Below are 24,693 nucleotides of genomic sequence, written 5' to 3'. Positions count from 1 at the left end.
AAGGCAAAACCGATGAATTGTATATTGGGTAAAGTGAAACGTGAATCATTAGTTCAAAATATGGGTATTTATTAAATAAATAATGGGTGGTATTTTCTAAAAGTTTGCTTAAAATCCAAAAATTCAACAAAAACACCTGGGGAAAACATCGTTTATTACGATTGTTTGTACTTAAGAAATTTAGCTTGAGGAACGCTCATGCAGATCGGAATCCCAACTGAAACGGTCACTGGTGAAAATCGTGTCGCTGCGACACCAGAGACAGTAAAGAAGTTGATTGGCGCTGGCCATAGCGTAGTCATTGAACGTGGAGCAGGGGTTAAAGCTGCTTATATCGACAGTGCTTATGAACAGGTTGGTGCGACCATTACGGATGATGCCTATCAGGGCAGCCAATTGATTTTGAAAGTTCGTGCACCGCAAAGTGACGAAATTCAAAAACTATCAGCCAATACGACCGTTGTGGCAATGTTTGACCCTTATCGTAATCCAGATCTGGATACATTCGCGAGTCAAAACGTGTCTGCATTTGCGTTAGAGCTATTACCACGTACCTTATCACGTGCACAGAATATGGATGTTTTATCGTCTCAAGCCAACTTGGCGGGCTATAAATCTGTATTACTTGCTGCGGCTGAATACCAACGTATGTTTCCAATGCTCATGACCGCAGCAGGTACAGTAAAACCTGCGCGTGTGGTGATTATGGGTGTGGGTGTTGCAGGTCTTCAGGCAATTGCAACTGCGAAACGTTTAGGTGCAGTGGTTGAAGCAACAGATTTACGTCCAACAGCTAAAGAGCAAGTTGAATCTTTGGGTGGGAAATGGTTAGACGTACCGATGTCACCAGAAGAACAAGCACGTGCTGATGAAGCAGCTAAAAATGGTTATGGCTGGACACCGGGTGAACAATACATCAAGGATCAAGCTGCGATTGTTGATAAAGCTGTATCGAATGCAGATATCGTCATTACCACGGCGTTATTGCCAGGTCGTAATGCACCACGTCTGATTAAAGCTGAAACGGTGGCGAAAATGAAACCGGGCTCAGTCATTTTAGATATGGCGGTTGAAACGGGCGGTAATGTTGAAGGATCTCAAGTCGGTGAAACTGTATTTACTGAAAATGGCGTGAAAATTTTGGGTGTTCCCAATATTCCATCGACCCTTTCAACCGAAGCCTCAGCACTGTATGCACGTAATGTCTTTAACTTTGTAGAAACATTATTTGATGCTGACAAAAACTTCTCGATTAATCCAGAAGAAGAAATTCAAAAAGCCCTATTGGTCACTCATGGCGGTCAAGTACTGCTAAAACGTGGTTAAGGAGATCTCTCATGGTTGAAACGATTACAATTTTCGTCCTTGCCATCTTCGTAGGTTATTACGTGGTTTGGGGTGTGACACCTGCATTACATACGCCATTGATGGCGGTTACCAATGCCTTATCTTCGATCATTATCGTAGGTGCGATGATTCAAACTGTCGGTCTGCCCGTGATTGGAGTTGAAGGCAATGTGGATTTTCAATCCATTAACGTCGTGAGTGTGCTTGGCGCAATTGCAGTGTTCTTGGCCAGTATTAACATTTTTGGTGGTTTCGCAGTGACTGCGCGCATGCTGGAAATGTTTAAGCCAAAGCAAAAGAAATAAGGGGACGAAAACATGGAATTTATTCGAGCGAATGCGGAGTGGTTCTACCTCGTTGGTGCTGTCCTGTTTATTATGACGCTTCGTGGCTTATCAGGTCCTAAAACTGCGATTTCAGGTAACCGTTACGGCATGATCGGTATGGCGATTGCTGTATTGACCACGTTTTTTGTAGCGGATCATCCTGTGGTCTGGATGATTGTAGGCGCAATGGGGTTAGGTGCGATTGTGGGTATTGTACGTGCCCGTACTGTTCCAATGACGCAAATGCCAGAAACTGTTGCACTCATGCACTCTTTGGTGGGTTTGGCTGCGGTACTGATTGCAATTGCTGCAATTTTACACAATAACCAGCTTAATGTGCTTTTCGAACAAGATGAAGCTGCATTAACTACTGCGGGCGTTCAACATGCACATATGAGTTCAGTGCATTTATTTGAATTGTTTGTGGGTTGTTTTGTGGGGGCGATTACCTTTACTGCTTCTGTATTTGCCTACGGTAAATTGGCAGCGAAGAAATGGGCAAAAACCATTTCAGGGGCGTGGGTAAAACCTGTCCAAGCGATTATCTTTCTTGCGATGTTGGCTTGTGGTTTTTACTTCTTCTCGACGGGCAATATGACCGCATTTTGGGCGATGACCATTCTTGCACTTGCTTTTGGTTGGGTGTGGATTGCACCGGTCGGTGGTGGCGATATGCCAGTGGTGGTATCACTGCTTAACTCATTCTCTGGATGGGCGGCTGCTGGTATTGGTTTCACGCTTGAAAACAATATGTTGATTGTTGCAGGGTCATTGGTTGGTTCATCGGGTGCGATTCTGTCTTACATCATGTGTAAAGCCATGAACCGTAACATCATCAATGTCTTATTTGGTGGTGCAATGGGGGGTGCTGCGGTTGCAAGTGCAGCCAAAGGTGAGCAAGTTCAGCGTAACTACCGTTCAGGTTCAGCAGATGATGCAGGCTTCTTGATGTCAAATGCGGATAGCGTGGTGATTGTGCCGGGTTATGGTATGGCTCAGGGTCGTGCGCAAAATGCGGTGAAAGAACTATGTGAAATCTTGAAAGAACAAGGTGTAAAAGTTCGTTTTGCGATTCACCCAGTTGCGGGTCGTATGCCAGGTCATATGAACGTACTTTTGGCAGAAGCAGACGTTGCGTATGAAGATATTTTGGAAATGGATGAGATTAACTCTGACTTTCCTGCAACCGATGTGGTGCTTGTGATTGGTGCCAATGACGTTGTAAACCCTGCGGCTAAAGATGATCCAAGCTCACCAATTTATGGAATGCCAATTTTGGAAGCACATAAAGCACGTACGATTATGGTGATCAAACGCTCTATGGCAACAGGTTATGCAGGTCTGGACAATGACTTGTTCTATAACGAAAAAACCATGATGGTCTTTGGTGATGCCAAAAAAGTTGTAGAAGATATGACGAAAGCCATTAATGGTGGTGGTCACTAATCTGACTTGACTAGAAAGAACCACCTTCGGGTGGTTTTTTTGTAGGGCCGTTTTAGATCAAGAATAAAACGAAGACTTTAGACTAGCATTATATCTCTGTGTTTGTATTAAAGCCTACAATTACTCTAGCCAAATGGGTAGAACGAGACACTAGATTGAATATTGTTAACCATCTGTGCAATTGCACGAAAGCATTTAAAACAATAAAGATATGTATCATGTTTTAATTTTTATGTATGTTTATTTAAAACATAGCAGCAATCATGATTAAAAAGATAAGAGTGAGTAGGCCAAAGACACCGATAACGGTGGCTAAAGATTGAGGCGATTTTTTGATGAGGATTGGCAATAAAATGAGGCATATAACATAGATCACTGGACTGGCAATAAAAAAGAATGTTAGCCAAGCAAATCCCGCAGCGCCTTCAAAGCCGGATACATTCATTACAAAGATTTGTGCAATAAAATTACCTATACACATACTTGCAGGCACGCCAAGTAAAAGATAAGCAATGATTTGTATCGTAGATGTGGGTTGTTTTGAGGGGTGATTTTTTAATTCCATTTTTATAACCGATTTTAACTATTTGATTAATTATGAAGTTTATATTCAATATTTAAAAAGCAATCTATTATATATAAAGAAAGCGACCTTTTCGGTCGCTTTCTTGTGCTCTTATAATTTTTTAGGCAATCGCCTCAGAAGCTGGAGCGTTGCGCCATAGGCTTTCTAAATCATAAAACTTACGTGCAGTCGGTAACATGACGTGAACAACAACAAAACCGAGATCAATTAAAATCCATTCGGCATCGCGTTCACCTTCAATACCAATTGGGCGAAAACCTGCTTTTCTTGCTTCGTCAGCAACATTGTCGGCAAGGGCTTTGACGTGACGAGTTGAAGTACCACTGGCAATAACAATTGCATCAGCAACATTACTAATGCTACTCACATCAAGTTCGATAATATCTTTGGCTTTTACATCTGTAAGTGCATCATGTACGACTTTTAAACAAGACTGTACATTGTTCGGCGTTGAATTCAAGGCGAGGTCGTGAGAATTAGAAACGCTGGGCGATGGTTCTAAATTCATAAAGGGTATAATTTCCTGACAATTACTCACTGTCTAATATAGCGAAATTTTGACTAAAATTCAAACCCTCGCTGTAACACTTTATGTATTCACATCATCTGAAAAATATTTCTCTTTCCAGACAAAGGATTGTTCAGAGCTGTGTTGAGGTCTATATTCGGCAGCAATAATGCCTTGATAATCGCTGTGCTGTAACCATTGGAAAATCTGGGGAAAATGAATGTTTCCCGTATCGGGTTCATGTCGTCCCGGACAGTCAGCAAACTGAATATGTCCAATTTGATCAATATTTTCTTTCAAACCTTCAAGTACATCTTCACCCATCATCGCCATATGGTAACAGTCATATTGCATTTTTAAGGCAGGATGATTCACCGCTTCCAGCATTTCCTGTGCCTGCGCGATATTTTGGATTAAAAAGCGTGGCATATCTGTGCCATTAATCATCTCGAACACAGGCTCAATGCCATGTTCTGTAAATAAGTGACAGGCCAACTTTAAATTATTGGCAAGCGTATTCAAACAAGGTAATAGATCGGCATCTTCGGGTTGTTTGCCCGCCAGAATATTGACGCGAGGGACATTCAAGGCTGTTGCATATTGAATGGCTTGTTCCAGTGCCTGATGAAACTCAATTTCTTTACCCGGTATTCCAGCTAGACCATTGCCACCCTGCATTAAATCGCCTGTAGGCACATTAATCAGACATAGACTTAAATGATATTGTTCGAGTTGATCTTTAATCTGATGAATACTCAGCTCATAAGGAAACTGGATTTCGACATGCTGAAAACCATATTGCTGTGCCAATGCAAAACGTTCAATGAGCGGCACTTCAGTAAAAATCAGGGATAGATTCACCGCGAGTTGGCTCATGATCTTCATCCTTTAGGAATAATTCTCTACTTGTTTGATCATAGTCGCTAAATCTTGCTCGGCAAAGCCCTTTTGTTGATGTGCTTGTAACTGATCTAATGCTTTTGCCGCGACAGGAATATCTAAGTGAAAATCTTTTGCCAATTGTACGGCATTGTTCAGGTCTTTAGACAAGGTTTGCACTTTCCATTGCACAGGTTCAAAAGTTTGAGTCGCCATTCGTGGTGTTAAAATCTGAAAGGGCTTGGAATCGGCGAATCCACCTGCCAGCGCGGGAGCCAGTAAGGTGGTGTCTACCCCAGCCAAGTCAGCTAAAGCAACTGCTTCGGCAATTAAAGCACTGTTGGCAGCAACAATCAGTTGATTACAAATTTTGGTGGCTTGTCCTGTGCCATTTTCGCCCATGCGGGTGACACGTTGTGACAGAATTTGATACACAGGACCAAGTTGTTCGATCACCTGTGCATCTCCACCAGCAAAGATCACCAGCGTACCTTGCTCAGCACCGCCCGTACCGCCAGAAACAGGAGAGTCAATCCAATACGCATGTCGTTGATTGGTTTGCTCGGCTAAATCCTGTGTGGTCTTTACAGAAAGGCTGGAAAAATCGACGATGACTTGCTGAGCTTGTAAATGAGGTTTGATCTGTCCAAACACTGCATTGACGGCTTGATCATCTGCCAAACAGAGTAAAATGATAGGGTAATGACTAATCTCGGACAATAGCAGGGCACTCGCACCTTTGGCGAGTAAAGCTTCGCAGGCAGTTTCAGTCCGATTCCAAACCGCCACTTTAAATCCGGCATCAATTAACCGACTTGCCATACGGCGACCCATGAGTCCCATACCTAAAAAGGCGATTGGAGTATTCACATCAAAATTCATCTCAACAGACATCTTGTTTTCCTGATCAACTCAATATTATTTGTATTGGCGCGGTAAAAACTCTGTTTCAGGATGCTTATCTTTTTTACGTGCGATTCGGCTATTTTTACCCAGTAGTAATTTGAGTTGCCAAAGTTTTTCTAGGCGTAAAGCTTTTTCAGGTTGGTGTTCCATGGCATCCAATACCCGTTTCGCAGCAGTTAACGCATCGGGTGAACGTTGCGAAAATTCTAATGCAAGTTGCTGTGCACGTTCGATGGGGTTTTGTGAAAGATGAGTAATTAAACCAATTTCTTTGGCATAGTCTGCATTAAAAATACGCGCAGTCAGCGTAAGTTCTTTGGCTAGATCGACCCCGACCAAACCTTTAATACTTCGGGTTAAACCCATATCTGGGACTAGCCCCCAGCGACTTTCCATAATTGACATTTGGGTTGACGGTTCAGCAATACGAATATCAGCTGCTAAAGCCAATTGCATACCTGCCCCAAAGCAATAACCTTCAATCGCAGCGATGACAGGGACAGGCAAGTTCTGCCAAACTAAAAATGCTTTTTGAAATAGACTTTGACCCGGTTTAAGCAATTCCCACGCGGCATACACTGTATTTTTAGGCGCATTTAAATCTGCCAGATCAATGCCTGCACTAAATACCTGTGCTTCACCTGTTAAAATAACGCAGCGTACGCTGCGATCTTTTTCAATTTTTTTGGCAGTGCTGACCAATTCGCGGAGTAATGCAAAGCTCATGGCATTACGCTTTTCAGGTCGATTTAAACTGACAGTCACGATTCCATTTTTTTTGCTGACGTTCAAAAGTGCCACGGCGAGTCCTTTAATTTTTATGGATGAATGCAGCATAACATGAGCTGGCTTTTGAAGCATGACAGCTCAGTCATCTTAGCTTCGTTCTGAATGCGTATAGGCTGTGAGCAATTTAATTATGAACTGCTATTTAAGATTTGTTGCGCTGCACTTTGCACTTCATGAATGGTGAGTTGTAACTCTTCAAAGCGAAGCAGTACATCCTGAATAAATTGTTCGTCTGCCCGACGACGCTGTTTTCTTAAGGTTGAGACAAACTGTTCAAAATCACCCGTCACATGTTGCAATTTTGGGGTGCCTACATAACGTGTCGCACCATATAAACGATGCAAAACATGTTCGAGTTGTGGAAAGTCTTCCAGCTCAATCAGTTGCTGCATTTCATTGAGTTCAGTCTCAAAACTATCGACCAGCATTCGGAGTAAATCCTGTGCCAAGTCTTCTTTATTAGCTGCCAGTTGCAGGCTTTGTTGCCAATCCAGAATCGTTGGGTCCAGCGCATCAATGAAAATACTGTTCTCTGTTTTACTGGTCGCGCTAAAGTTGTTTTTCGTCCATTCATTTAAGATGTGAATAATTTGTTCAATCTGGATGGGTTTGGTGACGTAATCATCCATACCGACTTTGAGCAATTTTTGTTTTTCATCGGAAAGGGCATGCGCGGTTAATGCAATAATCGGCAGCCGCATTTTTCCATCTAATGTGGATTCCAGCGATCGAATTGCGCGTGTCGTATCGATTCCTGACATTACGGGCATTTGAATGTCCATAAACACAATATCAAATGGTTTTTCCTGATGTTGCAGGCGCTTTTCAATAATGTTTAATGCTTCTTGCCCACTCAAAGCCTTGGTGGTTTTGACATTAAGCTCTCCCAACAAGGCTTCGAGTACAATCAGGTTGGGTAAATGGTCATCGACGGCAAGCACATGTAGACCTTGTCCATCAAATTGTTCATGCTCTGGTTCAAAAACAGGCTGATTGCTTAACAGTTGAATCAGTGCTGCACGACTAAGTGGTTGATATAATGGTCTGGCTCGATACTCATGCAGCATGTTCGGTTCAAGTGCCATTTGGTAGCCATATATCGCCAGATTGCCTGTATAACGGCTGCGAATTTCCTTGAGCAAGGCTTCGGTATCACCACTGTGATCTACAATCAACCACGTATTTTCCAGTGTGTCTAAGCTATTTAATCGGCTAAATAAGTCCAGAATAGATTGGGCTTCGGTGTGTTGTACCCGATAGTTTTCGAGATAATGCCGTAAGATATTGGCCGTAGCTGGATGCGCCAGAAAAGACACCACATGTAAATGTTTAAATTGCGGATGTTGAATGTGAATGTCTTCATCGACCTGAAACAACGCGGTAAACCAGAATGTCGAACCTTTTTCTGTTGGGGCGCGTTCCTGATTGTCTTCAAAACCAATTTGTCCATGCATTAAATGCACGAGCTGTTTGGAAATTGCCAGTCCCAGCCCTGTGCCACCAAATTGGCGGGTGACTGAAGCATCGCCTTGTGAGAAGGATTCAAATAGTTTTTTACGATCAGTACCGCTTAAACCAATCCCACTGTCCTGAACGCTAAAATGAATCAGGCATTGTCCAATATCATCCTGTTCCATACGCACCCGTACAATAATTTCACCATCAGGGGTAAATTTAATTGCATTGGAAATCAGGTTGGTCAGAATCTGTTTAAAGCGCAGCACATCGCCAATGACTTGTGGTGGAATTAAGTCATCAAAATAAAATGCCATGTCGATGTGTTTTTGTGACGCCAGTGGCGAGAGCATATCCATCACATCAAAAATGGCTTCTTCCAGATCAAAAGAAGCGGTTTCCAGTTCAAGTTTGCCTGCATCAATTTTGGAAAAATCCAGTACATCATTAATCAGTGCCAATAAATGCGCTGATGATTTACGAATGGTCTGCAAATATAAACTTTGTTCGTTATTTAGGTTGTGCTGGCGTAGCATCAAATGAATAAAACCATCAATACTGTTCAATGGTGTGCGCAGTTCATGGCTAATATTGGCGAGAAATACTGATTTGGCCTGATTGGCTGAAATTGCCTGATCGCGTGCTTGACGGTAGGTAATATTTTGCACTTCAAGGGTGTCTAAGGTACGTCTTAAATCATCTTCAGTTTGTTCAGTATGTTCTTTGAGTTCCAAAAAACTAAAATGCAGACGTTTGACCATATTGGCAATGTCACGTTGTAATAACCGCAATTCGCCTGTACTGTTAATCACCATATGTTGATCGAGGGTGTCAGCATTTAAACGTTGCAACTGCATCCGAATTTCATACATCGGCGCAATCCAGCGACGTGAATAAAAGTTCAGACATAGCAATAACAAAAGCAGCGTGATCAGCCCAGTAATGATCAGGACTGTAAATACTCGATAACGTGCCAGTTGCAAAGGCTGATTATCCATTTCCACCACCAGCCATGTAGACTGTTGTGGAGGACTTTGAAGCTTTAATCCATAAATACTATTGTTACCATGTTTGATGGGACCAAAAAAAACCTGATTAGGAATATTGGGCCAAAATCGGGTGTCACGATAACCGATACTGAGTTGCACCTGTCCTTGATCATCGATAATCGCGGCGCGCTGTAAGTTTCGCTCCGCAAACATGCTTTGCATAATCGCTTGTGCATGATCATATTGATCTGGACGCAGCTCAACCAGTTTAAGTAAATTTTCTGAGGTGGACTGATAGCGTGTTAATAACGCAGCAGCAGCGTGGCGTTGCTGCAATTTGGCAGAGTTACTGGTTTCATTCAGCACCAGCACCGTCCCTACGCCTGTCAACACCATGATCGGGACAAAAATCAGGGCAATCAGCTGACCATAAGCATGATTCAGATGTAAGCGTTTGGATAACTTTTTATTGAAATTTGACATAGCCCGATCAGATCTATCTCTTTGATCGGCATATTAGCACGGCTTGCTCAGAAACTGATGATGCTTTGAGTATTTTCAAGAAAAAGCCTGTGAAATGGATGCAGTGAAGGTCATTTTTTCATACAATAGCCGCACTTCGATTTAGGTGTAGATCATGAGTAGTACAGACCCTAATTTTTTTGCCGATGAATTTTTACTGGATCACTATGTAGGTAAAACGCCTTTGGTTCGTTTACAGCGTTTAGCTACCAATAGTCGAACGACAGTATTGGCAAAACTAGAGGGCAATAATCCTGCTGGTTCTGTAAAAGATCGTCCCGCCTATAACATGATTATGCAGGCAGAAAAGCGCGGTCAGATTAAACCGGGGGATACTCTTATTGAAGCCACCAGTGGCAATACGGGCATTGCCTTGGCAATGGTTGCTGCCATGCGCGGTTATAAAATGAAACTGATCATGCCTAATAATATGAGTCAGGAGCGAAAAGATGCCATGTTGGCTTATGGTGCAGAACTGATTGAAGTGACGCAGCAACAAGGTATGGAAGGTGCTCGTGATTTAGCGTTGAAAATGCAGGAAGAAGGTCAGGGTTTGGTATTGAATCAATTTGGTAATCCTGACAATGTTGAAGCGCATTATTTAACCACAGGCCCTGAAATTTGGGAGCAAACTGGCGGCAAAATTACCCATTTTGTCAGTTCGATGGGCACAACGGGCACCATTATGGGCGTGTCTAAATACTTAAAAGAACAAAATCCAGAGATTCAAATTATTGGTTTACAACCTTCCGAAGGGTCGAGTATTGCAGGCATTCGTCGTTGGCCAAAAGAATATTTACCCACTATTTTTGATGCATCACGTGTAGATCGTATTATTGATATTCCACAGATTGAAGCGGAAAAAACCATGCGCCGTCTGGCACGTGAAGAAGGGATTAGTGCAGGAACATCATCAGGCGGTGCAGTCTGGGCATCGCTCAAAATTGCAGAAGAACAGCCAGATGCGGTGATTGTCTGCATTATCTGTGACCGGGGGGATCGTTATTTATCGACCGGGCTATTCTCTGTGCAAGATCCTGCGTAAATCGTTTACAAAGTAATATCGAGAAGATGATGCGCTTTCCGACACTGGTTTTTGACATTGAAACCTTGACCGATTTAAAGGCGGGGGCGCATTTGTATCATCTGGATTTGCCTGATGATGATCTGGAGCAGGCACTGAGCAAGATTCGTCGTCAGGAATCAGGCATGGATTTTCAGCGTTTGCCTTTGCATGAAATTGTCTGTATTTCCGGTTTGTGGATTGATGAGCAAGGTTTAAGACTGTTTTCCTTTAGTCAGGAACAATACTCAGAAGCAGAAATTTTAACCAAATTTTTATCTATTTTTGATAAGCGTCATCCAACTCTGGTGAGCTGGAATGGTTCGCAGTTTGATTTACCTGTGATTTTGTTTCGTGCCATGTATCATGGTTTGTCTGCGCCAAGTTTGTTCGATCAGGGTGAGTTAGATACGCAAAAGCGTTATAATAACTACCAAAATCGTTATCATCATCGGCATACCGATGTCATGGACGTCATGGCAATGTTCAACGGTCGAAATTTTCAAAAGCTGGATGATATTGCATCACTGCTCGGTTTCCCGGGAAAACGAGGTGAGTCAGGCTATCATGTTCCAACCTATGTTCAACAGGAGCAATGGCTTAAGCTAACCAGCTATTGTGAAGGTGATGTGCTCAACACGTGGCTGATTTATCTACGTTGGTTGTTACTCAAAGGTCAATTGTTGCCGCAGGATCATGAGCAATGGATTCAAGCCACCATTGCTTATTTACAACAGCAGTCCCAGCACACGGAGTTTTTGCAGGTGTGGCAACACACGTCGCAACAGACTCAGTTCACCCAACATTATTTCCCCTCGAATTTTCACGACATACCCGCCCATTCGTCAAACAACCCGTCAAATAATTAGGTAATCTTTTGAAACATGCTGTTAAATCTTCTGCCCAACCTGCGATTTATACATTTCAGGTAGAATCCTTATCGCATGAGGGGCGGGGTATTGCGCATTTCGGAACAGATGTAGCGCATCCTCAAGCCAAAACCGGCAAGAAGGTATTTATTCGCTATGCTTTACCCGGTGAAACTGTTCGAGCCAAAATTAGCCATGAAACCAAACGCTTGGAAGAAGGTGAGTTGCTTGAATTGTTGAGCGAACCTTCTGCCTTACGTGTCGATCCGATTTGTCCGCATTATGGCGTGTGCGGAGGCTGTAGCATGCAGCATATGCATCCTGATGAGCAAATTGAATTAAAACAGAATGTTCTAAAGTCTCATCTACAACATTTTGCGGGGTTAGAAGCAACTGAATGGTTAAGCCCGATCCGTTCAGCGCGGCAGGACTATCGGCATCGAGCGCGAATTGGGGTGCGTTATCTCGCAGCCAAGAAAAAGTTAATGATGGGTTTTAGAGAGCATCAGAGTAATCATTTAACTTCAATTCACACCTGCCCGATTCTGCAAAAACAATTGTCAGATGCCTTGCCTGAATTAAAACAATTACTCCAAAGTCTAAAAGGCAAAGCGGATATTGGTCATATAGAATTGGCGATGGGCGATCAGGAAATTGCATTGTTAATTCGCCATGTGCAGCCCTTAGCTGATATAGATCAGCAGGCATTATTGAAGTATGTTCAAAACAAAGGCTGGCAGCTTTATCTACAACCGAAAAGTCATACCAGCAGCTTAAAACGTATAGATGACCTGCGCGCTGAGATGCGTTTGCATTACAGTTTGCCTGATTTTGACTTAAATTTTGCTTTTTCTCCTGTTGATTTTACGCAAGTTAACCCAAGTGTAAACCAGCAGATGGTACAATTGGCATGTGAATTGCTACAGCTACGCGAAGGCGAGCAAGTGCTTGATTTATTCTGTGGATTGGGCAACTTTAGTTTGGCTTTGGCGCGCCGTGTCGGTGTTACTGGGCGGGTTGTTGCTGTCGAAGGCAGTGATGAAATGGTACAACGTGGAATGGAAAATGCAAAACGCAATAATATTTCACAGGTCGAGTTCTATTCACAAGATTTAACAAAAGATCTTTCGCATCATTCTTGGGCAAAACGGGGATTTGATGCATTATTGATAGATCCTCCACGTGCGGGTGCTTTTGAGGTTATGCAATATATCCCAAACTTTGGAGCAAAAAGAATCGTTTATGTATCGTGTAATCCAGCAACATTGGCAAGGGATGCAAGTGTACTGGCTGAGCAAGGGTACCAATTAAAAAAGGCAGGGGTAATGGACATGTTTACCCATACAGGTCATGTCGAATCCATTGCTTTATTTGAAAAAATCAAAGAGATAAACGATTAAAATATGAGTATCACCATAGGAGAATGGTATGGTCACAGTACGTGAACAGTTACCTGAACGACTGATTGAGTTGTCAGAGGAAACGACTGTAGAACATGCCGAAGAAGCACAACGCGAACTTGCCACTTGGTTAGATCGTGTTCGTGAAATTTTAGACGGGGCTAAACTGCAACAGCTAGAAAGTATTGCCTATCATATACTACAAAAAGAGCTGGCTCTCAGTGCCAATCATTCTTCGCATACTTTCTCAACCGGGATTGGTATGGCCGATATTCTGGCGCATTTACATGTAGATGAAGATACTTTATGTGCTGCCATGTTGTATCGTTGCGTCCGTGAAAATGTCATTACACTTGACGAGATTCAGAAAAAATTTGGAGATCAGGTCTATAACCTTGTCAAAGGCACTTTGGCAATGGGTAAATTATCTGAACTGATTGAAAAGAATAAACGTTTAGAAGATCATTTTAACAATAACCAGCGTGAACACTTAAGCGGCATCTACAAAATGCTGATTTCAGTGACGGAAGATGTGCGTGTTGTACTGATTAAATTAGCCGAACGTACATTGGCACTGCGTGAGTTAGCGACTTCATCGCGTGAACGGCAGGAACGTGTAGCACGAGAAATTTTAACGATCTATTCGCCATTGGCGCACCGTTTAGGGATTGCACAGCTCAAATGGGAACTTGAAGATTTAGCGTTCCGTTATCTGGCACCAGATCGTTATAAAGAAATTGCATCTTTGCTCAATGAAAAACGGCTGGAGCGAGAGCAATACATTCAGTTTGTCATTGATAAGCTCAAAACGGAATTAGGTGAACATGCGATTGAGGCTGAAATTACAGGTCGGGTAAAACACATTTATTCAATTTATCGAAAAATGAAGAGTAAAAACTTAAGTTTCGATCAATTGTATGATATCCGCGCGCTACGTGTACTGGTCAATACCATTCCTGAATGCTATCACTCGCTTGGTCTTGTTCATCAGATTTGGCGTCATATTCCGCATCAATTTGATGATTATATTACCAATCCGAAAGCCAATGGTTATCGCTCTTTGCATACTGCGGTGATTGCTGAAAACAAATCACTCGAAGTACAGATTCGTACTTATGAAATGCATGAAGAAGCAGAGCTTGGAGTATGTTCGCACTTCAACTATAAAGAAGGTGCGAAAAACACAGATCATTCTTTTAATCATCGCTTACATTCCTTGCGTGCGGTACTTGAACATTATCAGGAACGTAATGAAAGTAATGTGCATAAACATGATGATGAGTCGGAAAATCTGGAAGATCTTCAAAATTTTGAAGACTTTGAAAAAATTTATGTATTCAGCCGTGATGGTGATATTAAAGAATTGCCACGTGGTTCTACCGTTTTGGATTTTGCCTACCATGTACATACCGAAGTCGGTAATAAATGCTACGCCGCACGGGTCAATCAGCGTTATGTGCCACTCACTTATGCGTTAAAAACAGGTGAACAGGTTGAGATTTTAACCAAAAAAGATCGTGAACCGAATCGTGATTGGCTGGTTAATTCACTGGGTTATATCAAAACAGCCCGTGCTCGCGATAAACTCCGTCACTGGTTTAGACAGCAGGATCGCAGCAAAAATCTGGAAGTGGGACGTGAAATTCTAAATAAAGAATTGGCACGTTTAGCAATTCACCCAAAAAGTATCGACCTGAACGATTATTCATCGCACTTCAATGTTAAAACAGGTGATGACATTCTGGTGAATCTGGTGAGTGGTGACATTAGTTTGCATGCACTGATCAATCAGATTAATCGTCAGATGCATCTGGATAATGATGAGCCTGAACTGGTATTAAAACCAACGCTGAATCCACGTGCCAGTCACACCTTGTCCGCACATGGCATTTTGATTGATGGTCTGGACAATGTCGAACTGCACATTGCACAGTGTTGTCAGCCAGTGCATGGCGAATCGATTGGTGGATATATCACGTTGAATCGTGGCGTTAGTATTCACAAAATTGGCTGCCCAGATTATCAGCGGATGATCAAGCATGAACCAGAGCGTGCAGTCGAAGCGGATTGGGAAATGCAGCCGACCCGTGGTCAAAGTGTGCAAATCGTGATTGATGCCTATGACCGTCGTGGTTTGCTGAAAGATCTGACGCAGGTGATTTTCTCGGATCAGATTAATATTCGTCAGGTGAACACCATTTCCGAAGCAGATGGAATCGCCAATATGAAACTATTGATTGAAGTGAAGGGGCTTGCACAACTATCGCGTTTGTTGGCACGTCTTGAGCAGCAGCCAGGAATTATCAGTGCGCGACGCTTGGTGCAAGGAAATTAACTGCGCGTTCAGCTGTAGTGAATGTCCAAACACAAAAAAGCCAATCATCATTGATTGGCTTTTTTGATGGAGAGCTAGATGTGTATATTCTATTGTGAAACAGGATTGCGTTTTTTAACGTTACGCATCAAGGTTTCTAAACATTCTCGGTGGTGACTTAAACGATGTTCAAGTAACTGAAAATCGACTTTAAGTTTATGATCCATTTGGTGAATCTTTTCAGCCACCGCTGCTTTTTTAGCTTGTAACTCTTGCTCTTTGAGCTTTGCCCAGTCATTGAGAGTCAGGGTAAATGCTTCATATTCCTGCGCAATACGTTGCTTCATTTGAGCAAGGTCAGTATTGACATCATGACCATAAATTGCCAAATCCTGTTCAGCATATTTAAAGCGCATCGCTAATTCGGCTTTTTGAATATTAAAGCTTGGGATACGGCGTAAGTTTTTGGCTAAACCCAACTTTGAACAAGACCAGATCAACCATTTAGTTGGGTCATATTGCCACCATTTCACCCCATTACGATAGTCGTATTGGAAGATATGGTGATAGTTATGATAGCCCTCACCCCAAGTGGCAATGGCCAGCCAGAAATTATCACGCGCTGTATTTTCGTCGGTATAAGGACGTTTGCCCCACATATGACACAGCGAGTTAATAAAGAAGGTAACATGATGGCTCAAAATCAAACGAACCAAACCACCCAATAACATCACCCCCCAGATATCGCCGACTGCCCAGCCGACTGCACCCAGAATCACCACGTGAACCGCAACGACCATGACAATGTAATATTTATGCTGAAACATGACGAGTTTGTCATTCAACAAATCTGGGGCATTTTTAAAGTTTGGTTCTGCCGCAGGATAGTCACGTAGCATCCAGCCTAGATGTGCATACCAGAAACCTTTTTTAATTGAGTATGGGTCTTTATCAATATCATCCACATGGCGATGATGGGTACGATGTCCCGATGCCCAGAACAAGATACTATTTTGAACCGCAAAGGTTCCCATAATCATAAGCATAATTTTTAAAGGCAAGGATGCTTCATAAGCACGATGTGCCCATAGGCGATGATAACCTGCAGTAATGCCTAGACTACTGAATCCAAGTAATACAAACATACTGATCCATGCAGCTAAGCTAAAATCATGATGATAAGCATAAAACGGAATCGCAATGATCGCGACAATAGGTAAAAAAACTAAAGCAAAAATTGCAATCCAGTTAATTGGGGCTTGAGTTGCGGGAGTATTCATCTCCATCAGCGCTCCTGAAAACCTTTGTATGAAAGGTTTAAATAATTCGATCTGGCCCTGAAACGATAACCAACATGACGGGCTATGAAGTGAACATACTAACATGAGCGAACACATGTTCACTAGCAATATTGTACAAGTGTATCCCGCAAAACAGTAACAGAATTCAACAATGTGTTTATTGATTTTATCGCAAGATCCATCATCTTTATGAAAGATAAACGATGACTCAATAAGGGTAGGCATTTTGTGAAAAAATCTTTACACAAATTACTGTTTTTAGGTTCTTTTTTGGGATTGGCAGCTTGCCAAAGTACAACAGCTCCTGTACAAAAAAATAAGGTTGCCTCGCAACATGCTCATTCGCGGGTGAGTCCACAGCATGTTCAGCCTGCGCGAAAAAGTGTAGATGGGGTACAGGATGTGACATGGACATTGAGTCTTGTTCATCAAAAGCGGACCAAGTTCTTTAATCAGACTCCTTTTTTAGTCTTGAACTCAGCCGTACAAACGGTGCAGGGCAGTACAGGCTGTAATGCAATTTTTGGTCGTTATACCTATAATTTTGCTTTACAGCAGTTAGATCTGGATGTTCGGGCAGGTCATCAAAGCTGTGATGGTGCTTTAGCACAGGAAGCCGAATTGATTGATGCTCTACAGCGAGTAAAACGGTTTAAGCTACAGGGCAATGAGCTATTGATGTTAGATCAAAGCGGACAAATTTTATTGCAAGCCCAGAAAAAATAACTCATCCTATATATAGATTGAGGACATTCAAGTTCTAAAAGATTAAAGCTGTGCTAGCATCCGTTTTGGAAAATCAGTAATTAAGCCCTGAATACCTTGATCTCTGAGCTGTTTTGCGCGTTCTACATTATTGACAGTCCAGACACTGATATTGAGTTTGGCTTGATGTGAAAGTGCAAGCATTTCAGGGCTGGCGAGTTGATCCATCCAGCCAATATGACAGCAGCCTAAGCGCTCGGCAATCTCAATGGCAAGGGCCTTGATGTCTTCTTCAATCAATAAGCCACGTTTAAACGGACTATTTTGTTGTTGTAGGGATGTTAAAATTTTTTCATCGAAACTGGTAATGGTAACTTGCTGTTCAAATCCTTCCAGAGACTGAGCCAAGCGTTGAGTCAGCTTGTCAGCTTCAACTTGATGATTGACCGCTTTAACTTCAACTTCGATATGCTTAAAGTCGTGTAGTAACCTTAAAACCTGTTCAAGGGATGGCGTGTATTCAACTTGTGTCCAGTGTCGCCAGTTTTTCCGATGATCAAATTGTTGGAGATCAAGGTCTTGATCATATACAGAGCCAGCAATGCCTGTGGTGCGTAGAAAATTATCATCGTGAATAATAACAAGTTGATCATTGTTGAGTTGACGAATATCAAATTCAACTGCGCGAATGCCTAAATCTCTTAAATATCGAAAGCCGCCCAGCGTATTTTCGGGTGCTTCGCCACGTGCGCCACGATGACCAATAATCTGCATATTTTGCCTAAATCATCTACAATTTAATTTATGTTAAATCAGATATAGTGTCATTGATATTGCGTTGCCACAAAACTTCACTGCCACCACTTTCACGTTGTAAAGTCCGAGAAGCGACAAATAGCCAGTCCGATAAACGATTGAGTAATCGTAAAGATGTGCTTTGGATATTTTGATCGCGTTGCTGTACAGTAATTAAACTGCGTTCAGCACGACGACAGACAGCACGTGCTTGGTGTGCATAGCTACAGGCTAAACTTCCAGACGGTAAAATGAACTCTTTGAGCTTGGGGAGCTGTTCATTCATCTGATCAATACTATTTTCTAAATAATCAATGCTGGACTCTTGCAACAAAGTGTAATTGGGAATACAGACTTCACCACCCAGATCGAATAACCAGTGTTGGACCAGACTTAAATGTTTTTCCCATTTGGCTTTTTCAAGTGAATCCGAAAGTGCAATGTGCGCGCGTAATACACCTAAAATTGCATTGAGTTCATCCACTTCACCGAGTGCTGCAATACGTAAATCATCTTTGGGAACGCGGGAGCCATCGCCCAAACCTGTTGTGCCTGCATCGCCAGTACGTGTATAGATTTTACTTAAACGGTGTCCCATAAGTTTTCCTGTGATTGAACATTAAAAAAAGGATAATGTCGGTCATTACATTATCCCTAAACTGCGCTATTTGAAATGTTTTTATGCTTTTTTTAATTTAGTAGCGAAGTGTCACTCCAGCAGAGGCGAGTCGACCGCCGTTGATGTAGTAACTTCCACTGCTATAAGCAGTACGATATTTTGAATCGCCGATATTTTGGATATTGGCAAAGACTTGAAGATGGTTGTTTACATTGTAGTGTCCATGCATATCAATACGTAGATGCCCCGGCACTTTGATAGTGTCATAAGCACTGTTGTCGTATCCACTATTGGCCATAAATGTAGTGGAGAAGCCATAAACGTCATCTTGCCAGCCAGTTGTCAACGAAATATTTTGACGTGGACGTCTGCTTAAATCTTCATGGGTCTTGTCATCTTTGGCTCGGACATAGTGATAACCTAAATTGGCATATAAGTTATCGCCCTGCCATTTTACATAGGCTTCACCGCCTTCCATTTTAGCTTTGTCGACATTTTCCATTCGAGTGCTGCCAAAATTAATCAAATCATCCACTTGAGTGGTATAGAGTGATAAACCAGTTGAAATGTTGTAGGCAAGTTTTTGATCTACCCCAATTTCATAAGAAATACTTTCTTCTGGTTTTAAATCGGGATTACCACCATAACCATACATATCATTTAATGTTGGTGCTTTAAATGCCGAACCAATATTGGCATAAACACTGGTTAGTGGAAGCAGTTGATAACGAATTGCCCCTTGAGCGACAGTGTGTGTACCAAACTTTTCGTTGTCTTCAACACGGACACCGACTTGGGTGTTTAAGCCAGCTTGGTTATATTGATGTTGAATGTAATAACCCGTTGAATCAATGTCTTCGCTGTACGGTGCACCAAAAGATAAAACATCACCATCAATATTACGCTGCGTTACCCCTAAGAGAACGTTTTGATGCGCCGTGAAGTTCCATTTTCCGTAAAGTTCAGCTTCTTGTGTTTTGCTATGAACGAAGTCATAACTATTTAAATAGTTAGGATCTTTCTGATCAACTTCATCTTTAAACTGAGATAAACGCGCATTTAATTCAACGTTATCCACAATTTTAACTTTGCCTTTTACATTGATCACTTCATTTTTAAAATCTTGATTGACCAAATTACCGAAATTATCATAAGCACTATTGCCTTCATTTTGGCTATAGTCGACAGAAGCGGCATAATTTTCTTTATCGACACCTATTTTAGTGCTAAAACCTTTTTGATCATAAGACGCATCAGGAGCATTCGCGGCTTCTTTTACGGGTGTGCCATCAGTTTCAAGGCGTTGACCACGTACTTGCGCATAAAAACCATTTTCAGCTAAATCTGCACCGACAACAGATTTATAAGTTTTATTTTCGCCGATTTCACCTGTAACAAAGGCTGAATTTTTTTCTGGTGTTTTTGAAATCAGTTGAACTACACCTGAAATGGCATCTGAACCGTATAGGACAGAAGCAGGCCCTTTGAGGACTTCAATTTGTTTAATATCAGTGGTGTCAATAAAGGGTAAAGATGCGATGCCTGAGGTGGCAGAATTTAGACGAACACCATCTCGTAGAATAAGAGTCTGATTAGAGTTACCACCACGCAAGAAAATCGAGGCGGTTTGACCATAACCACCACTTTGCACCATATTAATGGCTGCTTCGCTCATTAATAAATCAGGTAAAGATGCAATTGGGGATTGATCGATAATTTGGGGTTCAATAATTGAAATTCGTGCAGGAACCTGACTGATTTGTTCCTCAGATTTGGATGCCGTCACTACAATTGGATCAAGTTTGGTCGCGGTTGTTGTTTCATCAGCAAAAGAGACAGATGAAAACCCCATCGCAATAGCGATTGCGCCTACTAAACGAGTAGGCTGTAAAGAAATAGACATAATAAGCTCCATACATTCACCCCACGTGAATGATTGAGTGGTAGAGAGCAACAAGCAGGTCTCCGGACTTAAATGTCATATCTTGCGATATTCACATAACCACCTTCCCACATGACACCATGCAGTGGTGTTAAACTCAAAATAGTTTAATCAATATGCTTTACATTTTTACCGTTGCGGGGGCAGTGCTGGAGTCTCACCAGCTTCCCTATGGCGATTGCGATAACTTGTTGCCATTTTCGCGAAGTATAAAGTCTGGCTGCGAATTAAACAATCTGAATACGATCTATTCATGCTAACTTTAACGCAACCGATCGAAATTGCATTACAATAGTCCACTTTCATGATTTATAGATGGCTATAGATCAGGCAATTGAAGAGCCTTGTCCCTATGCGAACGCGCGCAAAAATTTGCGGTATTACCCGTTCTCAAGATGTGTTATCGGTAGTTCAGGCAGGTGCAGACGCGATTGGATTTGTATTTTTTCCACCGAGTCCGCGTTATGTTAGTCCAGAGCAAGCACAGCAACTGATTGAAGATATTCCGCCGTATGTGCAGGTAGTGGGTTTATTTGTTAATGCCAATGCCGACGAAATTCAATCCACATTAAATCAGATTGCTTTAGATATCATTCAGTTGCATGGCGATGAAACGCCTGAGCAATGTCAGCAGATTGGACGCGCGTGTAAACGCCGTTGGTACAAGGCCATTCAGGTGAAACCTGATCTGGATGTGGTGGCAGAAATTCAGCGTTATCAGGCGGCAGGAGCGAGTGCAATTTTACTCGATGCATGGCATCCTGAACTGAAGGGTGGAACCGGGCAGCAATTTGATTGGACCAAGTTTCCTCAATTGGATATTCCTCTGATTTTGGCAGGCGGTTTAAGCTCTGACAATGTTGCAGAGGCCATTGTAACAACACAAGCTTATGCGGTAGATGTGAGTGGTGGTGTAGAATCTGCCAAAGGTATTAAAGACCAACAACTTATAGAACGATTTATGCAAGGAGTCCAACGTGGATCAGCAAAACGCTAGTCAAAACGGTCAGATGGTTGACTATACGCAATACCCAGATGCGCGTGGGCATTTTGGTATTCATGGCGGACGTTTTGTGTCAGAAACGCTCATGGCGGCTTTGGAGGATTTAGAAAGCCTCTATAACCGTATGAAAAATGACGAGCAATTTTTGGCAGAATTCGACCGTGATCTGGCTTTTTATGTCGGACGTCCGAGTCCGCTCTATCATGCGGAGCGATGGTCGAATGAGTTGGGCGGTGCGCAGATCTATTTAAAACGTGAGGACTTAAATCACACAGGTTCACATAAAGTGAACAACACCATTGGGCAAGCATTACTTGCTAAACTTTCGGGTAAAAAACGTATTATTGCGGAAACTGGTGCGGGTCAGCATGGTGTGGCAACGGCGACCATTGCGGCACGTTTGGGCTTGGAATGTGTAGTGTTTATGGGTGCCGAAGACGTCAAACGTCAGGCCATGAATGTGTATCGTATGCGTTTACTCGGTGCAACGGTAGTGCCTGTCCAAAGTGGCTCAAAAACCCTGAAAGACGCCATGAACGAAGCCATGCGTGACTGGGTGACCAATGTTGATACCACCTATTATGTGATTGGAACAGTAGCAGGGCCGCATCCATATCCGCAATTAGTCCGTGATTTCCAGTCGATTATTGGTCGTGAAGCACGTCAGCAAATTCAGGCACAGGCAGGTCGTTTACCGGATGCACTTGTGGCATGTGTCGGTGGCGGTTCTAATGCGATGGGCTTATTCTATCCATTCTTAAATGATGCTGATGTCAAAATGTACGGTGTTGAAGCCGCAGGTTATGGCGTTGAAACAGGGAAACATTCTGCACCACTCAATGCAGGACATGTCGGCGTATTGCATGGCAATCGTACTTACTTAATGAGTGATGCTCAAGGGCAAATCATTGAAACACATAGTATTTCAGCTGGTTTGGACTATCCAGGTGTCGGACCTGAACACAGTTTCTTAAAAGACATGCAGCGCGTACAATATGTGCCAATCAATGATGATGAAGCTTTACAGGGTTTCCGTGATTTGACCCAGATTGAGGGCATTATTCCTGCTTTGGAAAGTGCTCATGCAATGGCGTATGTCACCAAACTTGCGCCAACCATGTCAAAAGATCAAATTATTATTGCAACCGTTTCAGGTCGTGGTGATAAAGATTTGATGACCGTTGCCCGTGTCGATGGTGTTGAAATGGTCGAGATGTAAGCAATAACAAATGTATTTTTCAAGATGGAGGCTGCCCACAAGGCGGCCTTTTTCTTCAATGAAGAGGACTTAAACATGTCAAACTTATTTGTGGTCATGCTCGGTGGTCGCCATGCTCGCGCCAATACCGAAGTGCATGATGTAGTGTTTGCTGTCGGATCATCACTTGAAGACATCACGCCACAACTTAAGCAAGCATGGTTTGGGGAGCTAAAAGGCTTACATATTGATGCGTGGATGAAAGTGGATGGCATTGAGTCTGAGGGCGTGTCTTATCAAGTCAGATTTTCAAATATGGCGCCTGCTGCAACCGATCAAAAGTTATATTTGATTAATCTGGGGGGGTACGATGCACAAGAATTTGGTGAACTACACCGTTATGTTTTAGTACTTGCGCCGAATGTTGCGATTGCTAAACAAAAGGGCAAAGTTTATATCGATCGAAAGTGGCAGAAAGCTCATACTGACCGAGTGCTTGATGTGGATGACTGTTTGGCGATTGACTGTGTGCATGGACGTTATATACATTTGGTACAGGGTAAGTTTAAAGCAACAGAGTGGCAAAATACCTATCTCACTTTGGCTTGATACAATCATCTTAGAAAACAAATATCTATTTCCAGCAATCAACAAAACTGTGTAAAATTTATGCGTATGTCCTGATGTTAAAATGGATGATGGATACGGATAGCTGAAAATGGATTTAATACAAGAAAGTGGACAACCTCGTTATGGTCGTTTTAAAGAAATCCCGAGTGCGATTAGTCTGAATCGATATGTCTATCAATCGCCTTTTGGCAAAATAGAAAAGGGTTGGCGGCGCAAACTTAAATACAAAAAGTTTAAGTTTTGTAGTATTCAGCATGAACATTATTCGATTGGTCTAGCCATTGCAGATATCGCTTGGGTCGGACATAGCTTTGTCTATATCTATGATCATTCGACGCAACAGGTCTTGGAGTGGAACGCAATACAGCCTTTGGCGCGTAAAACCCATGTCGATGAACAACCGTTATTCAATCAAAGTTATTTTTATAAATCGCCATTTGAAATCGAAATGCAACATGCCAATGGGGTACGTTACCTTCGCGTGAGTAAATATGGAGAGATTCAACTCAGTGCCCGTATTTTTTGTGCAGGTACAGAGCCTTTAAGTTTATGTTCACCCAATGGTATTAATGGCTGGACCTATACCCAAAAGAAAACCACGCTGGCAGTTGAGGGCTATTTCATCAATAAACAAAATCAATTGATCGAGTTTAATGATAAAACCTTTGCGGCTTTGGATGATACCTGTGGATTTTTGCGTCCTGAAACCGCTTGGTTTTGGTTCTCCTGTCATTTTTGGGATACTCAGGGGCAACGCATTGGTCTAAATCTGGCATCGGGTGTGAATGAAAGTTTTGGTAATGAAAACTGTCTTTGGGTCAATGGACGACTTTATCCGCTCGCTGATGTGTTGTTTGAGCGACTACAAGAACATCACTGGCGTATTCGCTCTTTAGATGAAAAGTTGCAACTTGAAATTGAAACAGGCTGGCGACGTTATGAAAATATTAATTTGAGAATGGTCGGCAGTCAGTTTAGTCAGTGGCAGGCCAAAGTGACGGGGCAGATCCAGCTAGAACAAGCTGAAGTCATTTGCCTAAATCATGAATATGCTTTACTGGAACAGCATTACGCCAAGTGGTAATTTTCTCAGTCATTTAT

The 24,693-nt window shown here is 42.3% G+C and carries 22 protein-coding genes and 1 riboswitch; of the genes, 12 read left to right on the top strand and 10 right to left on the bottom strand.

Going from position 1 to position 24,693, the window contains the following annotated elements; translation table 11 throughout:
• The first annotated feature begins 198 nt into the window (after positions 1–198).
• From E0D95_RS07700 to E0D95_RS07690, 3 genes are read left to right on the top strand one after another with little or no spacing between them, the layout of a single operon-like run.
• Positions 199–1,326 carry a Re/Si-specific NAD(P)(+) transhydrogenase subunit alpha gene (locus tag E0D95_RS07700; protein WP_130803328.1) on the top strand — a complete coding sequence of 376 codons (1,128 nt, stop codon included), beginning with the start codon at positions 199–201 and terminating at the stop codon, positions 1,324–1,326.
• An 11-nt stretch (positions 1,327–1,337) separates the two neighbouring features.
• On the top strand, positions 1,338–1,652 hold the full coding sequence (locus E0D95_RS07695) for a proton-translocating transhydrogenase family protein (RefSeq protein ID WP_130803327.1): 315 nt from the start codon (positions 1,338–1,340) through the stop codon (positions 1,650–1,652).
• A gap of 12 nt (positions 1,653–1,664) precedes the next feature.
• Positions 1,665–3,119, top strand: coding sequence for an NAD(P)(+) transhydrogenase (Re/Si-specific) subunit beta (locus E0D95_RS07690; protein WP_130803326.1), 1,455 nt, complete (start codon positions 1,665–1,667; stop codon positions 3,117–3,119).
• 244 nt (positions 3,120–3,363) lie between these two features.
• On the opposite strand, the gene E0D95_RS07685 is transcribed toward E0D95_RS07690, so the two are convergent.
• From E0D95_RS07685 to E0D95_RS07660, 6 genes are all read right to left on the bottom strand, one after another.
• Entirely contained in the window at positions 3,364–3,684 is a 321-nt protein-coding gene (locus tag E0D95_RS07685) for a hypothetical protein (protein ID WP_130803325.1), read from the bottom strand.
• 121 nt (positions 3,685–3,805) lie between these two features.
• Complete coding sequence (gene rsfS / locus E0D95_RS07680; protein WP_130803324.1) at positions 3,806–4,213, bottom strand: ribosome silencing factor; 408 nt, start codon at positions 4,211–4,213, stop codon at positions 3,806–3,808.
• Positions 4,214–4,294: 81 nt separating this feature from the next.
• Positions 4,295–5,089, bottom strand: a complete 795-nt coding sequence (locus tag E0D95_RS07675) for a hydroxypyruvate isomerase family protein (RefSeq protein ID WP_130803323.1) — start codon at positions 5,087–5,089, stop codon at positions 4,295–4,297.
• Positions 5,090–5,101: 12 nt separating this feature from the next.
• Positions 5,102–5,974, bottom strand: a complete 873-nt coding sequence (locus E0D95_RS07670; protein ID WP_130804859.1) for an NAD(P)-dependent oxidoreductase — start codon at positions 5,972–5,974, stop codon at positions 5,102–5,104.
• Between the two features lie 36 nt (positions 5,975–6,010).
• On the bottom strand, positions 6,011–6,799 hold the full coding sequence (locus E0D95_RS07665) for a crotonase/enoyl-CoA hydratase family protein (protein ID WP_130803322.1): 789 nt from the start codon (positions 6,797–6,799) through the stop codon (positions 6,011–6,013).
• 116 nt (positions 6,800–6,915) lie between these two features.
• Positions 6,916–9,714, bottom strand: a complete 2,799-nt coding sequence (locus E0D95_RS07660) for a GacS-like sensor histidine kinase (protein ID WP_130803321.1) — start codon at positions 9,712–9,714, stop codon at positions 6,916–6,918.
• Positions 9,715–9,868: 154 nt separating this feature from the next.
• Between E0D95_RS07660 and cysM the strand changes: the two genes are divergently transcribed.
• The 4 genes from cysM to E0D95_RS07640 are packed head-to-tail and all read left to right on the top strand — an operon-like array spanning position 9,869 to position 15,420.
• Positions 9,869–10,798, top strand: a complete 930-nt coding sequence (cysM, locus tag E0D95_RS07655) for a cysteine synthase CysM (RefSeq protein WP_130803320.1) — start codon at positions 9,869–9,871, stop codon at positions 10,796–10,798.
• Positions 10,799–10,827: 29 nt separating this feature from the next.
• Positions 10,828–11,685, top strand: a complete 858-nt coding sequence (locus E0D95_RS07650; RefSeq protein WP_130803319.1) for a 3'-5' exonuclease — start codon at positions 10,828–10,830, stop codon at positions 11,683–11,685.
• Positions 11,686–11,693: 8 nt separating this feature from the next.
• The gene (gene rlmD, locus E0D95_RS07645) at positions 11,694–13,085 is read left to right on the top strand and encodes a 23S rRNA (uracil(1939)-C(5))-methyltransferase RlmD (protein ID WP_130803318.1); all 1,392 of its coding nucleotides are present in this window, start codon (positions 11,694–11,696) and stop codon (positions 13,083–13,085) included.
• A 28-nt stretch (positions 13,086–13,113) separates the two neighbouring features.
• Positions 13,114–15,420, top strand: a complete 2,307-nt coding sequence (locus E0D95_RS07640) for a RelA/SpoT family protein (protein WP_130803317.1) — start codon at positions 13,114–13,116, stop codon at positions 15,418–15,420.
• Between the two features lie 89 nt (positions 15,421–15,509).
• Here the strand turns inward: E0D95_RS07640 and E0D95_RS07635 are convergent, their stop codons facing one another.
• Entirely contained in the window at positions 15,510–16,679 is a 1,170-nt protein-coding gene (locus E0D95_RS07635) for an acyl-CoA desaturase (protein WP_130803316.1), read from the bottom strand.
• Between the two features lie 249 nt (positions 16,680–16,928).
• On the opposite strand from E0D95_RS07635, the gene E0D95_RS07630 reads away from it, so the two are divergent.
• Positions 16,929–17,426 (top strand): META domain-containing protein, encoded by a 498-nt coding sequence (locus E0D95_RS07630; protein WP_130803315.1) that lies wholly within the window; start codon positions 16,929–16,931, stop codon positions 17,424–17,426.
• Positions 17,427–17,468: 42 nt separating this feature from the next.
• Here E0D95_RS07630 and E0D95_RS07625 read toward each other — a convergent pair whose 3' ends face one another.
• From E0D95_RS07625 to E0D95_RS07615, 3 genes are all read right to left on the bottom strand, one after another.
• Positions 17,469–18,179 carry a glycerophosphodiester phosphodiesterase gene (locus E0D95_RS07625; protein ID WP_130803314.1) on the bottom strand — a complete coding sequence of 237 codons (711 nt, stop codon included), beginning with the start codon at positions 18,177–18,179 and terminating at the stop codon, positions 17,469–17,471.
• A 28-nt stretch (positions 18,180–18,207) separates the two neighbouring features.
• Positions 18,208–18,798 (bottom strand): cob(I)yrinic acid a,c-diamide adenosyltransferase, encoded by a 591-nt coding sequence (locus E0D95_RS07620; protein WP_130803313.1) that lies wholly within the window; start codon positions 18,796–18,798, stop codon positions 18,208–18,210.
• 97 nt (positions 18,799–18,895) lie between these two features.
• A complete protein-coding gene (locus tag E0D95_RS07615; protein WP_130803312.1) occupies positions 18,896–20,722 on the bottom strand; it encodes a TonB-dependent receptor plug domain-containing protein in 1,827 nt (608 codons plus the stop codon).
• 36 nt (positions 20,723–20,758) lie between these two features.
• A riboswitch (cobalamin riboswitch) is annotated at positions 20,759–20,968 on the bottom strand.
• Between the two features lie 145 nt (positions 20,969–21,113).
• Between E0D95_RS07615 and E0D95_RS07610 the strand changes: the two genes are divergently transcribed.
• The 4 genes from E0D95_RS07610 (at position 21,114) to E0D95_RS07595 (ending at position 24,676) form a co-directional block, all read left to right on the top strand.
• Positions 21,114–21,758, top strand: a complete 645-nt coding sequence (locus E0D95_RS07610; protein ID WP_130803311.1) for a phosphoribosylanthranilate isomerase — start codon at positions 21,114–21,116, stop codon at positions 21,756–21,758.
• Positions 21,759–21,771: 13 nt separating this feature from the next.
• Positions 21,772–22,983, top strand: a complete 1,212-nt coding sequence (gene trpB / locus E0D95_RS07605) for a tryptophan synthase subunit beta (protein WP_171478577.1) — start codon at positions 21,772–21,774, stop codon at positions 22,981–22,983.
• 75 nt (positions 22,984–23,058) lie between these two features.
• Complete coding sequence (locus E0D95_RS07600; protein ID WP_130803309.1) at positions 23,059–23,571, top strand: DUF1543 domain-containing protein; 513 nt, start codon at positions 23,059–23,061, stop codon at positions 23,569–23,571.
• 109 nt (positions 23,572–23,680) lie between these two features.
• A complete protein-coding gene (locus E0D95_RS07595; RefSeq protein WP_130803308.1) occupies positions 23,681–24,676 on the top strand; it encodes a DUF2804 domain-containing protein in 996 nt (331 codons plus the stop codon).
• The last annotated feature ends 17 nt before the right edge of the window (positions 24,677–24,693 follow it).

The organism is Acinetobacter ihumii, assembly GCF_900625095.1.
Classification (GTDB): domain Bacteria; phylum Pseudomonadota; class Gammaproteobacteria; order Pseudomonadales; family Moraxellaceae; genus Acinetobacter; species Acinetobacter ihumii.
Note: the sequence above shows the minus strand (reverse complement) of the source record. Positions and strands in the feature narration are given on the sequence as shown.